Origin of the sequence: Pelagicoccus sp. SDUM812005 (genome assembly GCF_031127875.1) — a bacterium.
In the GTDB taxonomy this organism is placed as follows: Bacteria; Verrucomicrobiota; Verrucomicrobiia; order Opitutales; family Opitutaceae; genus Pelagicoccus.
This window is the reverse complement of the sequence record NZ_JARXIA010000003.1, coordinates 13624-26711: the sequence shown is the minus strand read 5'-3', so window position 1 is coordinate 26711 and position 13088 is coordinate 13624. Positions and strand designations below refer to the sequence as shown.

Annotated in this window: 12 protein-coding genes; 8 read left to right on the top strand and 4 right to left on the bottom strand. The window is 58.0% G+C overall.

Features of this window, described 5'->3' with window-relative positions; all coding sequences use genetic code 11:
- Positions 1-273 precede the first annotated feature (273 nt).
- Positions 274-573, top strand: coding sequence for an energy transducer TonB (locus QEH57_RS05295; protein WP_309005647.1), 300 nt, complete (start codon positions 274-276; stop codon positions 571-573).
- A 67-nt stretch (positions 574-640) separates the two neighbouring features.
- Positions 641-1195 (top strand): hypothetical protein, encoded by a 555-nt coding sequence (locus QEH57_RS05290; protein WP_309005646.1) that lies wholly within the window; start codon positions 641-643, stop codon positions 1193-1195.
- 120 nt (positions 1196-1315) lie between these two features.
- Here the strand turns inward: QEH57_RS05290 and QEH57_RS05285 are convergent, their stop codons facing one another.
- A complete protein-coding gene (locus QEH57_RS05285) occupies positions 1316-1879 on the bottom strand; it encodes a YkgJ family cysteine cluster protein (RefSeq protein WP_309005645.1) in 564 nt (187 codons plus the stop codon).
- Positions 1880-2060: 181 nt separating this feature from the next.
- Between QEH57_RS05285 and QEH57_RS05280 the strand changes: the two genes are divergently transcribed.
- The 3 genes from QEH57_RS05280 to QEH57_RS05270 all read left to right on the top strand — a co-directional run bounded on the left by QEH57_RS05280 (position 2061) and on the right by QEH57_RS05270 (position 5537).
- A complete protein-coding gene (locus QEH57_RS05280) occupies positions 2061-3737 on the top strand; it encodes a glycoside hydrolase family 43 protein (RefSeq protein WP_309005644.1) in 1677 nt (558 codons plus the stop codon).
- Positions 3738-3893: 156 nt separating this feature from the next.
- Positions 3894-4784 carry an NAD(P)-dependent oxidoreductase gene (locus tag QEH57_RS05275; protein WP_343224753.1) on the top strand — a complete coding sequence of 297 codons (891 nt, stop codon included), beginning with the start codon at positions 3894-3896 and terminating at the stop codon, positions 4782-4784.
- A 24-nt stretch (positions 4785-4808) separates the two neighbouring features.
- The gene (locus QEH57_RS05270) at positions 4809-5537 is read left to right on the top strand and encodes an alpha/beta fold hydrolase (protein WP_309005643.1); all 729 of its coding nucleotides are present in this window, start codon (positions 4809-4811) and stop codon (positions 5535-5537) included.
- Positions 5538-5606: 69 nt separating this feature from the next.
- On the opposite strand, the gene QEH57_RS05265 is transcribed toward QEH57_RS05270, so the two are convergent.
- Entirely contained in the window at positions 5607-6512 is a 906-nt protein-coding gene (locus QEH57_RS05265) for a sugar phosphate isomerase/epimerase family protein (RefSeq protein WP_309005642.1), read from the bottom strand.
- Positions 6499-7578 carry a Gfo/Idh/MocA family oxidoreductase gene (locus QEH57_RS05260; RefSeq protein ID WP_309005641.1) on the bottom strand — a complete coding sequence of 360 codons (1080 nt, stop codon included), beginning with the start codon at positions 7576-7578 and terminating at the stop codon, positions 6499-6501. The genes QEH57_RS05265 and QEH57_RS05260 overlap by 14 nt, the downstream gene beginning before the upstream one ends.
- Before the next feature lie 459 nt (positions 7579-8037).
- Between QEH57_RS05260 and QEH57_RS05255 the strand changes: the two genes are divergently transcribed.
- From QEH57_RS05255 to QEH57_RS05245, 3 genes are read left to right on the top strand one after another with little or no spacing between them, the layout of a single operon-like run.
- Positions 8038-8706, top strand: a complete 669-nt coding sequence (locus QEH57_RS05255) for an FCD domain-containing protein (protein ID WP_309005639.1) — start codon at positions 8038-8040, stop codon at positions 8704-8706.
- Between the two features lie 18 nt (positions 8707-8724).
- Complete coding sequence (locus tag QEH57_RS05250; RefSeq protein WP_309005638.1) at positions 8725-10092, top strand: FAD-linked oxidase C-terminal domain-containing protein; 1368 nt, start codon at positions 8725-8727, stop codon at positions 10090-10092.
- A gap of 22 nt (positions 10093-10114) precedes the next feature.
- Positions 10115-11416: a (Fe-S)-binding protein gene (locus QEH57_RS05245; RefSeq protein ID WP_309005637.1), complete on the top strand. Its 1302-nt coding sequence runs from the start codon at positions 10115-10117 to the stop codon at positions 11414-11416.
- 40 nt (positions 11417-11456) lie between these two features.
- Here QEH57_RS05245 and QEH57_RS05240 read toward each other — a convergent pair whose 3' ends face one another.
- Entirely contained in the window at positions 11457-12995 is a 1539-nt protein-coding gene (locus QEH57_RS05240) for a sulfatase-like hydrolase/transferase (protein ID WP_309005636.1), read from the bottom strand.
- Positions 12996-13088 lie beyond the last annotated feature (93 nt).

Sequence of the window (13088 nt, the reverse complement as noted above, 5' to 3'; positions counted from 1 at the left end):
TCAAAGCACACATAGTGCCGGCTAGAACTTGTTATACCGACAACTTAAGCGTTAAAAATCGCTACCGAGTGTAGCGACATAGACACAAGCGCCCAATAACACCCTCTCTGTTAGTCATACCAAAAACGCGCACAATCACGCATAATACTACTGCTAGTGAGAAAATGAAAAAAAATCTTGAGGTTAGCTGCTATAGCTCATGCCACACTTTTATTGTCAGGAGAGCTGCATGCGTCCAAGGAAAAGGAACAGGATCAAACCTATCACCAAAAAGTGGAGACGCACAGACGAGCGATCGAATCTCGCAAAACGCTTGAACCCCTTGTCATCGTCTCCATTGCTCCGCCGTACCCAGAGAACTTAAGAAAGAAAAAGATTACTGGCGAAGCAGTTATCGAAACCGTTGTCACTTACGAAGGCGTTCCTACGAAATTGAAGCTTGTTACAGCCACACATGAAGAGTTTGGCAAGTCAGCACTCCTCGCAGTTGGAAAGATGAGGTTCCTTCCTGCACTAAATGAAGGCGAACCCGTAAACTCACTGATTAGAGTTCCAGTCACATTCGACCCATGAAAAGAAAACACTAACAAGTCGCAAACAACGAGCGCACGCGCTCGCCGCCTGTAATCTGCGTTGGATAATGAAAACTGATTCGGAAAAGACGTTTGAAGAGTATTGTGAAGCTCGAGGTTACTCACTCGAGCAAATACTCGAATCAAAAAGACAAGGTGAAAAGAGGCCTGATTACTACGTCCATATAAAAGGAGTTAAAATAGGCTGTGAAATAAAGGAAATCCAAAAACTTGGCTCTCCGTTACACGGAGTCCAGCTAGGAAAGACGATCGAAAGTGCAAAAAAACAGCTACGATTCTTTTCGGATGAGAACATCCCAACTATTCTGGTGGCTATGGATTTTTCTAATCACTACCTATTGGAGAGAGAACATATAGAAGCCGCAATGTTCGGAGGCACGCAGTATTGGGTTGGGGTTACGAAGAAGCTTCCAACGATTCGCTCGATAAGAAGAGATAGAAAATTCAGTGAAGAGAACAAAACCTACATCTCAGCGCTCGCGGTACTCGAAAGCAAGCGCACTACTGGCATAAAGATGACAATTTATCAGAACCCTTACGCCGAGAATCCAATAGATTTCTCGATTTTTTCGGATACCGATGTATATAAAGCAATACTATAAATATTTCCAATGTGGCCCGAAAAGCGTCAATCTTTACCCTTTGTCATCCAACAGCCTCCCAGAGGAAGGATATATACGTTTCCATAGACAGTCCGCTCAGCACTGCAGCCGAACCCCGTCCTAAACCTCTTCCTCGGTGTAGAACTTCCGATGGGCTAGCAAGTCGAGCTGGTGCATGGCCAGGCCAAGGGCCGCGAAGGTCTCGCCCGCCGCTGCGTCGACTTCCCCTGACTCCACCCAACGCTGCACGCGGCGAAAGCGAGCCCCCAGCGAGAGCCCTTCGTCCCGCTCGCCCATCTTCCTCAATAGCTTGCGAGCACGCTCCGCCCGCTTCCGAGCTTGCTTCACCAAGCGATGAGCCGACTCGTATCCGATATCGCCAGATTCGGCGGCCTTGAACACTCCGCATTCGAAGGAACGGCACTGGGCAGGCCGGTTCGCGTAAACGCTGCAGGTACAGTCCGCACCCAAGGCGCGGCAGGGCTGGCGAAAGAATGCCACCGGGACCTTCGCCCGAGAGAACCTTACCGGCAAGCCGAGGGCCTTGACCGCGGCAGCATCTTCGTCCGCCCCCAAGCGGACGTTATCGAAAAGAGTGCCGTCGCAGCACATCCCACAAGCCAAACACAATTCTTCGCCAGCATTCACGCTCCCAACTTCCGCCCAAGCAGATCCGCTAAGCAAGCTTCGAGTCGATTCTCGCTCCTCCCCTTCGCCCCTCCTGGCACGCAGCCCCCAGCCCATCACGCAAGTCCCTGTCCACCTCGGTCCACTTTCCTCGCCTATCTCCTCCGACGACGGTCTTTAGTGAGACGAACCTGCGCGGTTTACTTCGCCCCGCGTCGCGATTCCCTTTTCATGCACCATGACCCCACTCCAGAGCATCGCGTCTTCCCTGCTGCTAGCCACGGCCTGCAGCCTCGCCGCAGCCCCCCAGCCCGTCGCCTTCGACTGGTTCTCCTACCAAGGAAACGACGAGATCTTCGACACGCCGCCGCCCAGCGGACAATTCCAGAACCCGATCCTCGCCGGCTTCTACCCTGACCCCAGCTCTTGCCGCGTCGGCGACGACTACTACCTGGTGACTTCCAGCTTCGCCTTCTTCCCCGGCCTGCCAATCTTCCACAGCAGCGACCTTGTCAACTGGCAGCAAATCGGCCACGCCCTGGATCGTCCCAGCCAGCTCACCGGCACCGACGGCCTCACCGCCTCCCAAGCCATCTTCGCCCCCACCCTGCGCCACCACGACGGCGTCTTCTACCTGATCACGACCTCGGTCTACGGGATCAACAACTTCTACGTGACCTCCACCGATCCCGCCGGCCCCTGGTCCGACCCCATCGAGCTCCCCTGGATCGACGGCATCGACCCCTCCCTCTTCTTCGACGACGACGGACGCGTCTGGCTCACCCACAACGGACCTCCCCCCGGCAACCAGTCCCTCTACGAAGGCCACCGCGCCGTTTGGCTCTGGGAAATCGACCTCGCTACCAACCAACCCGTCGGTGAAGGCAAAATCATCATCAACGGCGGCGTCGACCTGAGCCAGAAGCCGGTTTGGATCGAAGCTCCCCACATCTTCAAAAAGGACGGCTGGTACTACCTCACCTGCGCCGAGGGCGGCACCAGCATCCAGCACTCCCAAGTCATCTTCCGCACCCGCAGCCTCGACCAGGAGTGGATCCCCTGGGAGCGCAACCCCATCCTCACCCAACGCGACCTCCCCGCCGAACGTCCGCACCCCATCATCGCCGCCGGCCACGCCGACTTCCTCGAGCTGCCCAACGGCGACTGGTGGGCCACCTTCCTGGCGATCCGTCCCTACGAAGGCGGTTTCTACAACACCGGCCGCGAAGTCTACATGCTGCCCATCGAGTGGACCGAAGAAGGATGGCCCATCATCCTCGAGCGCGGAAAGGAAATCCCCTGGCAGCTCGATCGCCCCGATCTCCCTCTCACCCAAACGGCAACCCCGCCCACCACCGGCAACTTCGCTTGGCGGGACGACTTCGACGATCCAGAACTTGGATACGAGTGGATGTACCTCCGTACGCCTCAGGAGAGGTGGCTAAACATCGAAGGCGGCAAGCTGAAGATCACGCCCCGCAGCGTCACCCTCGCCGAACTTAAAAATCTGTCCTGGATCTCCCGCCGCCAGCAACACTCCAGCTACCAGGCTGCCACCCAGTTCGCAGCGCCCGAAGCAGGAACCTCCGCCGGCGTCGCCGCCTTCATCCGCGAAGACTACCACTACTACTGCGGTATCCGAAAAACGGAACACGGCTACGAAGCCTTCCTCGAAAAAGCGGAGGACGGCCCCGCCCGCGTAGTCGCCTCGCAAACGCTGAGCGGCCTTGAGGCTGGCCAAAGCGTCACCCTCCGGATCGTCGGCGAAAAAGCCGACATCTCCTTCTTTTTGGAAACGCCGGACGGCAGGATCCTCACCCTTGCCCGAAACGAAGACGCCACCCTGCTCACCACCACGCGAGCCTGGAACTTCATCGGAGCCATGATGGGCCCCTACGCCCGCCTGGAAAGATAGCTAAAATCCGGCGTTCCCGAGATCGCCGCAGGCAAAGCCGGACCATACACGTCCCCCTATCCGAAGCCGGTCCCCAGGAGCCAAATCCTTGACCGAACCGGCCTGCTGCAGGCAAGCTGCCTTCCACCTAGCAAACCAACCCACTGGATTTTTAGCATGAAAGACAAGAAGATCGGATTCGTCGGACTCGGCCGCATGGGCGGCAACATGGCTCGCTGCCTCAAGGACAAAGGCTACCAAGTCGCCGCCCTCTACGACATCAACCAGGACCTCGCCCAGGAACTCGCCAGCGAGATCGGCTCCCATGCCTGCTCCAGCCTAGCCGAGGTCACCGAGCGGGCCGATGTCATCCTCACGGTCGTGACCAACGACGCCGCCATGCGCTCCATCTTCTACGGCGAGGACAACCTCTTCGCCGGAGCCGACGGCAAGCTCTTCATCAACTGCGCCACCCTCACTCCCGAAATCCATATCGAGCTCGAAAACGCCGCTGCCAAAGTCGGCGCCAAAACGCTCGAGGGCTGCATGGCGTCCTCCATTCCCCAAGCCCGCAACGGCGAGCTCTACCTGATGATCGGCGGACAGAAATCCGAGTTCGAAGCGGCCAAGCCTCTGCTCGACGACCTCAGCAAAGCCCTCACCTACGTCGGCCCCTCCGGCAAGGCCTCCGAAGTCAAGGCCCTCGTCAACATGGTCATGAACATCAACACCGCGGCCCTCGCCGAAGGGCTCGGACTGGGCGCCGCCCTCGGGATCGACCTCGAGATGCTCTGCAAAGTCTTCAGCCAAACCGGAGCCAACTCCCGCGTGCTCGAGACCGACTCCGAAGACATGCTAAACCGCGACCACGACTGCTTCTTCTCCGCCGCCCACGCCGCCAAGGACTCCGGAATCGCCCTCGAGCTCGCCAAGTCGAAAGGCGTATCCATGCCGCTCGCCCAGGCGACCCTGGAACAATACAACAAGCTCTGCGAGCTTGGCTTGGGCGAACTGGACAAATCCGGAATCGCGGAACTCACCTTCCCCGGCCGCCGCGGCAGCGAGTAGCCCCAGCCAACGCCACGTATCCACATGTTCGACACCATTCGAAACGCCCACCAAGAACGGATCGACTACAGCTACCAGCAAGCCGACCCGCAAAAGCCGAGCGAGTGGCTCTACTTGATCGCCCATGGAGTCACCGGCAACAAGGATCGGCCCATCGTCGTCGACGCCGCCAAGGCCCTCAACGCCGCCGGCTTCGACACCCTCGCATTCTCCTTCTCCGGAAACGGCGACTCGGAAGGCCGCTTCCAAGACTCAACCATTAGCAAGGAAGTCGAGGACCTCGGCTCCGTCCTAGACGCGATACCCGAGCGCAAGATCGCCTACGTCGGACACTCCATGGGCGCCGCCGTCGGAGTCCTGCGAGCCGCCAAGGATCCGCGAATCCAGCGCCTCGTTTCCCTAGCCGGCATGGTCGACACCAAAACCTTCGCCCTCACCGAATTCGGCGAGGAAACGCCCGACCAAGGCCTCATGTGGGAAGAGGAAAGTTGCCCGCTCAGCCAAGCCTTCATGACCGATCTCTGCGAGACCATTGGCAGCGTCCTGGACGCCGCCAAGTCAGTATCCGTTCCTTGGCTACTGCTCCATTGCGAGGCCGACGACGTCGTTCCTATAAAGGACAGCGAATCCATTGACGCCCTCGGCAAAGCAAACGTAACCTTCCAGAAGATCGAAGGCGGCGACCACTCCTTCAACGATCTCGTCAAAGCCCCCGCCCTTGCCGTGCTCGCCCACTGGGCCAAGAATACTTAGGACCGGCGGTCGCAAACACCAAGCTGCACCGACCTCGCGTGCGCGGCGAGGTCGCCTGCGGCGCTCCGGCTAAAAGCCTTCAGGATTGGCAACGTACTTGCCGCGACAGGACTTCAGATAGTTCAAGGAATGCACCTGCCCCGTCATCTCCAGATCTCCCACGTAAACAGGGTCGTGCCATCCTTCGATGTCGATCGTCCCCTTGTATCCACCGCGACGCAGCTCGCTGATAATATCCGTCCAGTTGCTGTCCCCAAATCCTGGATGCCGATGCTCGGAGAACGGCTTCGGCCCATCCACTCCAAACTCGCGGATCACCTCCGGATAGTTGCTCGCATCCTTGCCATGCACGTGGAAAACCTTGCTCACGTACTTGCGAAGCTGCGGCAGCGGCTCGATGAGCTGACCCATCTGGTGGCAGGGCTCCCATTCCAGGCCGATATTGTCGACCGGCAAAGCGTCGAACATCAGCTCCCAAGCCGCCGGATTGAAAGCGATATTCCAGTCGCCGCGTAGCCAGTTTCCACCCATCGGGCAATTTTCGAAAGCAATGCGCACTCCCTTGTCCGCGGCTCGCCGGGACAATTCCCCGAAAACCTCCACGTAGCGATCGATGGACTCCGGCACCGGCACATCCCTCACCCGCCCCGCGAAACCACAGACCAAGTCCGTGCCGAAAAGATGGGCGTTGTCGATGCACTGACGCCAACCTTCGCGCGTCTTCTCGTCGTCCTCTCCGTCGCCCAATGGGTTTCCGTACATGCCTAGGGTCGAGACGATCGCGTCGCTGCCCTCCAGAGCCTTGCAACAGTCCTCAGCCAGGCGCGGCAAGTCAACCTCTCCGAGCGACTGCCAAAAGTTGACCTGGAAGGACTCGAATCCATGCGGCAAGATAGCCTTGACGTAGTCAGCAGTTTGCTGGCCCTTGCCAGCCAAGGTGCCGATGCGAATATCGTATTCGTTATTTAGTGACATTTTCTTTTCGGGTATCGTTTTTCGGGAGGACCACGGTCTTATCGTTCCTGTCGGACTCGAAGCAGGCGTCGAGCACGCTCTGGATTTCGGCCCCGCGAGCGAAGTCCGGCTGATCCTGAACTCCTGTTTCCACTGCAGCGACAAAGCGTTCGAAATTCGTCGGAGTCACGCCGCAATCCAGCGTTTCCCAATCCATCGCCTTGCGGCCAAGAATACGGCTAATCTTCAAGCTCGAGTAGCTTTCGTCCAGATCAATCTCGATGGAAGCCTTGTCCCCGTAGACATTGAGGCGAAGCGAATTGATGTGCGGCTGTGCCCAACGCGTGGTGTGGATCGTCCCTAAAGCGCCATTGGCGAACTCTGCCGTAATGATTGCGGAGTCGTTAGCATCCAACTCGTAGCCACCCATCGTATTCCCATCCCCCTTGTCGAAGGTCTTCAGCTTGCAATGAACGCTCTCAAAGCCTCCCACCGGCAAACCGGCGAAATCCAGAATATGCACGCCAATATCGCCCAGCACCCCCATGCTGCCTGCCTTAGTCGAAAGACGCCAAAGCCATTGAGGACTGGTTTCCCAGAAATTCCATTCGTCCTGGGCCAGCCAGCTTTGCAAGTAATAGGCATGCACATGGCGAATCGTCCCCAACTCGCCACGACGAGCCAGCTTTGCCGCCATCTGGATCGCCGAACTGTTCCGGTAGGAAAAGTTCACCATGTTAATCACCCCTGCCGCTACCGCCGCTTTGCTCATCTCCCACGCATCCTCCGCGTTCAAAGCCAGCGGCTTCTCGCAGAGCACATGCTTGCCCGCGGCGATCGCCTTCAGGGCCAGCGGGTGATGATAGGCATCGGGCGTTACGATCGATACCGCGTCGCATTCCACCTCCGCCAAGAGACGATCCACATCCGTATACACAGCCGGAATGGCGAACTTCTTCGCGAAATCCAAAACGCGCTTTTCGTCGATATCGCAAGCCGCCACCACGGCGCAATTTTCGATTTTACCGAACGACTCCACTTGGTGATGGGCCATCCCCCCAGTTCCGATAACTGCAAGCTTAACCATAGACGAAGGACGCTCTCAGACTTATCGCGACGGCTCAAACGCATTCCGCGCAAGAAATACCAGCTAACCGGCCAAGCTCTCACTCCAGTCGAAGCCCACCCACCTCAACTGCCCCCCCACATAAAAGCGCTCCCCCTCTCGGCCTTCGACCAACCAACCAACCAACCAACCAACCAACCAACCAACCAACCAACCAACATTAGAGCCATCCCCTTCTCCCTTCAACAGAACACCATTGACAGCCTCTTCCCAGTGGTCTGACCTCTCAGCCATTGGTCAGACCACTCAATACAGTGGTCTGACCACTATACACAAACCCAAAGCTGCTAGCCAAAGCCCGACTGGACTGGCAAAGGCGGGGTCCTCCCTTACCGCGGATCGTCTCTTGCGTCGCCCTCCAGACGGTGCTCGCCCTCTCTTTTGCCAAGCACCCCCTAGCCTAATCCTTCCTCCCTTCCTATGATCGCCAATACCAAGCAAAACCGGATCAAAGACGTAACCCAGCTCTTGCTGAAAAAGTACGCCGGGCCCGAACGAAACTGGCTGCCGCCGGAGCGCTCTCTCGCCCAGGAGCTGGAGATCAGCCGCCCCCTCCTTCGCGAAGCCATCAAGCAATTGCAAATCCAAGGCTACCTGGAGCCGATCCATGGCGTCGGAGTCAAAGTCGTGCACCTCCCCAACGCCCCCATCAAGGCGCTGCTGGAAAAAGAGCTGCCGCCCTCCAAGGACCGCATACGCCAATTCTCCGACTTGAGACTGCTCGTCGAACCGCAAATCGCGGCCTGGGCCGCCGAACGAGCTCCCACGCAACCGAGGTTGCTCAAAAAGCTGCAAGCCATCCACCAGAACATGGTGGAAGCCCCCAATTACGAGGAACAGGTCGAGCATGACATCGCCTTCCACCGGTACATTGCCGAACTGGCCGACAACCAAGTCCTGACCCTGATGCTCTCAGCGGTGGCTGACTTGGAAACCGAAAATCGAACCCAAACGCTCGCAGCCGTCGGGGTAAACAAGTCGATCAAGCAACATGCCGCAATCCTGAGCGCGATCGAGCAATCCGATCCCGCCGCCGCCAAACGCGCCATGCGGACCCATATCGAATCCGCCTGCGAACAAACGAAATAATTCCCCGAACTCCCCAACATGATCCGCCAGCTTCGCGAAATCCTCCGTCCCGACCAAATCCTTACCGAGATCGAGGACCTTATCCCCTATGGCTTCGACGGCACCGCCATGCTCAAGGAAAGAGCCCAAGCTGTCGTCTTTCCGGAAACCACCGAAGAGGTCGCTGCCGTGGTCAAAGTAGCCGGTCAGACCAAAACTCCAGTCGTCACGCGAGGTTCGGGCACGGGCCTTTCGGGTGGTTCAATCCCGGTGAAAAACGGCATCGTCATCTGCCTCGTCAAGATGGACCGTATCCTGGAGATAGATACGAAAAACCTTACCCTTACAGCCGAAGCGGGAGTCGTCACCCAAGCCATCGACGATGCAGCCGCACGCGAAGGGCTCATCTATCCGCCGGACCCGGGTTCGATGAAAATCTCTACCATTGGCGGAAACGTAGCCAATAACTCGGGCGGACTCCGCGGCCTCAAGTACGGCGTCACCCGCAACTACGTGATGGGTATGGAAGTGGTGCTAGCCAACGGCGAAATCGCTTGGCTCGGAAACAAGTGCGTCAAGGACGTAGCTGGCTACTCCCTCAAGGACCTCTTCATCGGCTCCGAGGGCACCTTGGGGATCGTAACCAAAATCCTGCTACGCTTGCTTCCGCGTCCGGAGGCTAGAAAGACAATCCTCGCCACCTTCAACGACATCGAACAAGCCGCCCAAACCGTTTCCGATATCATCGCGGCCAAGATCATTCCTTGCACGCTGGAGTTCCTCGACCAAACCACCATCCGCTGCGTGGAGGACTTCGCCAAGATCGGACTCCCCACCGAAGCGAAAGCCCTGCTCCTGATGGAGAGCGACGGTCCTTCCTCCGTTGTCGAGGCCGAGGCGGCGAGCATGCAGGCGATCGCCACGAACAACCAAGCCCTTAGCCTACGAGTGGCCGCCAACTCCGACGAAGCCGTACAGCTCGCCACCGCGCGCCGATCCGCCTTTTCCGCTCTAGCACGCATCCGTCCGACTACCATTCTCGAAGACGTCACCGTACCTCGCAGCAAGCTGGCCGCCGCCGTGCGCTTCATCGAGTCCATAGCCCAAAAGCATAATCTGCAGATCGCTAACTTCGGGCACATGGGAGACGGAAATCTGCACCCGACCTTCCTCACCAACGAGCGAGATCCCGAAGAAATCCACCGCGTGGAGCTGGCGTTGCACGAGATTTTTGAATACACGATCGAAGCAGGAGGCACCATCACCGGCGAACACGGAGTCGGACTCGCCAAGAAGGCCCACCTGCCCGATCAGTTCGCAGACGCCTCGTATTCACTTCTTCAACACGTGAAACGCAGCTTGGATCCTGAAAACCTGCTCAACCCCGGCAAGCTCTTCGACCTCTAGTCGCCCTCCCCAATCGCCAACCATGCAATCCGCCCGCAATTTCCTCAAGGAGCTCGACTACTCCGTCCTGCAACAGTGCATGCACTGCGGCATGTGCCTCCCCACCTGCCCGACCTACACTACGACCCACAAGGAACGCCACAGCCCTCGCGGCCGCATCTCCCTGATGCGGGCCATCGCCGACGACGAACTGAAGTTCACCCCAGCCTTCGGCGATGAAATGTACTACTGCCTCGGCTGCCTGGCCTGCACCACGGCCTGCCCCGCGGGAGTCGACTACGCCCATTTGTTCGAAAGCGCCCGAGCCCAAGTCGAGCAGGAAGGAATCCTAGACACGCCCGAGCGCAGCTTCTGGCGATGGCTTAGCCTGAAGCTGCTTTTCCGTCACCCCCGCCTGCTGCGCGCCGTGGGCCGCTTGCTCTATTGCTACCAACAGCTAGGCCTCGACCGCCTTCTGCGGCGAAGCGGCCTTCTCAAACGGCTCGCTCCCCGCCTCGCTGCCTTGGAAACGCAGACCCCTAGAATTCGTGCCCAGTTTTCCGATACGCTCATAGCTGCAAGCGAATCCCCTGCCCAGTACAAGTACACGGTTGGCTTCCTCACCGGCTGCGTCCAGGATCTGGCCTTTTCCAATGTCAATCGCGATACCGTCGACGTACTGAAAGCCAATCGCTGCAAGGTCCTAACCCCTCGCATGCAACATTGCTGCGGATCCCTGCACGGACACAACGGAGCGCCAGACCTCGCGAAGGAGCTCGCCCGCAAGAACATCGACCAATTCGAAGACCTAGCCGCCCTCGACGCCATCATTTCCAATGCCGGTGGTTGCGGCTCCCACCTCAAGCACTACCATCGCCTCCTGTCCGACGATCCTGAATACGCCGAAAAAGCGAAGCTTTGGGACGCCAAGCTCAAGGATATTCACGAGTTCCTCGCCGAGATCGAATTAGTACCGCCACCTCAGGGCGGCGACGTGCGAAGCGTGACCTACCATGATTCCTGCCACCTTTGCCACGGACAAAAGATCAGCGAACAACCCCGCGCCCTGCTCAAGCTAATCCCTGGCCTTCAATACGAAGAGCTGCCAGAAGCGAAGCAGTGCTGCGGCAGCGCCGGTATCTACAACATTACCCAGCCCGAAGAATCGCAGCGCCAACTCGACCGCAAGCTCGACCAGCTCGCCAAAACGAAATCCAAGACCGTCGCCACGGCGAACCCCGGCTGCCACCTGCAAATCCAAAACGGCATCGACTCCCGCCAACTGGGGAAACAAGTCGCCCATCCCATTTCCCTGCTGGCAGAAGCCTATCGAAAGGGTTCCTAAGGCAAGTAGCTCCTAGTCCGATGAGCCCCGACGCCGCGACCTACCGCAGGTTGGGCTCGAGGCTTTCGATGGAGAAGTTTGCGAGCTCCTGCAGCAGGTTCGCCGTCTCGGGACGCGGCCTATCGTAGATTCCAAGCTTGGCGCTTTCCTCGGAAAGCTGCGGCGGATCCTGCCTCAACAGTCCGTAGTCCGGATCCTTGGGCATTTCCCATTTGGGAAAGCGTCGCCACTCCTCGCCGTCTATAGGATCACAGTAGCCGTCTTGCTCGAACCGCTGCATCAAGGCTCCCTTCAAGCGCTTGAGCTCCTCCGCGAACACCGGATCCCCGGCAAGATTGACTTCCTCTTGGCCGCCCCGGAACAACCACTCTTTCTCGTCCGCAACGCTGTAGACGTACTTCCAAGCCCGGTCTGCCGCCATGTAGAGCGCCAAACCGTTCTGGGAAAACTGGCTGTAGACGATACGGTCCCGTCCTTCCGGATCGCAAGCCGCCAAAAGGCTTCGCCCTTCCAAGTTAGTCTTACCCAGGATCGGATCGGCCGTGTCGATGAAAGTTGGATACAGATCCAGCAAGCTGGTCGCATGGTCGCAGGTTTTCCCTGCAGGAATCACTCCGGGCAAACTGGCAACCATCGGGATGCGAGCGGAGGCGTCAAGCATGCAACGTTTCCCATAGGCACCGTAATCACCCAGCATTTCTCCGTGATCGGAGGAAAAGACGATCAAGGTATTTTTGATTTCGTCCCCTAAGGCATCGAGGATTCGCCCGATGTGGTAATCGACATGGGAAATGGTCGCGTAGTAAGCAGCTCGAATCATACGACTCAGGTGCCTATCGTATCCGCCATCTCGATACTTGTAGCGATTCTGAATATGATTCCAGAAGCACTGCTGATCCGCATATCCATCCGGCAAATACGGTTCCTCCATCTCGTGCATGCTATAGATACGAGACCATGGGATAGGAGTTTCGAACGGCGGGTGCGGCTTGATGAAGCTACTCCACAAAAAGAACGGTCGGCTTCGGTCGCGGCGCTCTAGGAAGTCGATCGAACGATCCGCCACCCAAGCCGTATTGTGATGCTTGTCGGGCAATTGGGACGGCTGCGGCAGGTAATAGTACTCGCTCCTCAGTCCATGAGGGTCGATCACATGCTCAAAGCCATTCTCCTCCAGGTAATCCCGATAGTCGTCGCGAACACCTGGATACGCCAGTTCTTCCGAGATGTCTCGCGTCTGGAACCCCCAGTCGCCCTTCCCCTCCACAAAATGCATTTTCCCGACTCCATGAGTTTGGTACTCGAGCATATTCAGCTCGTCCATGAAGCTGGTCCGGTGGCATTCGATATCGACGTTGTCCACGCAGCCGGTTTGGTGCGGAGGCACCCCGCAAGTCAAAGCATGGCGGGCCGACACGCATACCGGACTGGGCGTGTAGCAACGCGTAAAAGCGGTCCCGCTTCGGACAAGCCTGTCGAGATTGGGAGTCTTGATCTCCTCGTTTCCCAGGGCGGAAATGCAGTCCGCTCGGAATTGGTCGGTGAAGAGAAAGAGAATGTTCTTGGGCAGGCTGGACATAACAATTGCCCACCATCAAAGCCCTCGAACCGCGCCTTTCCTAGAGCCCTACCGCAATAATTGTAGGATTGCGGAAAAAGGGAGCCAGCCTCA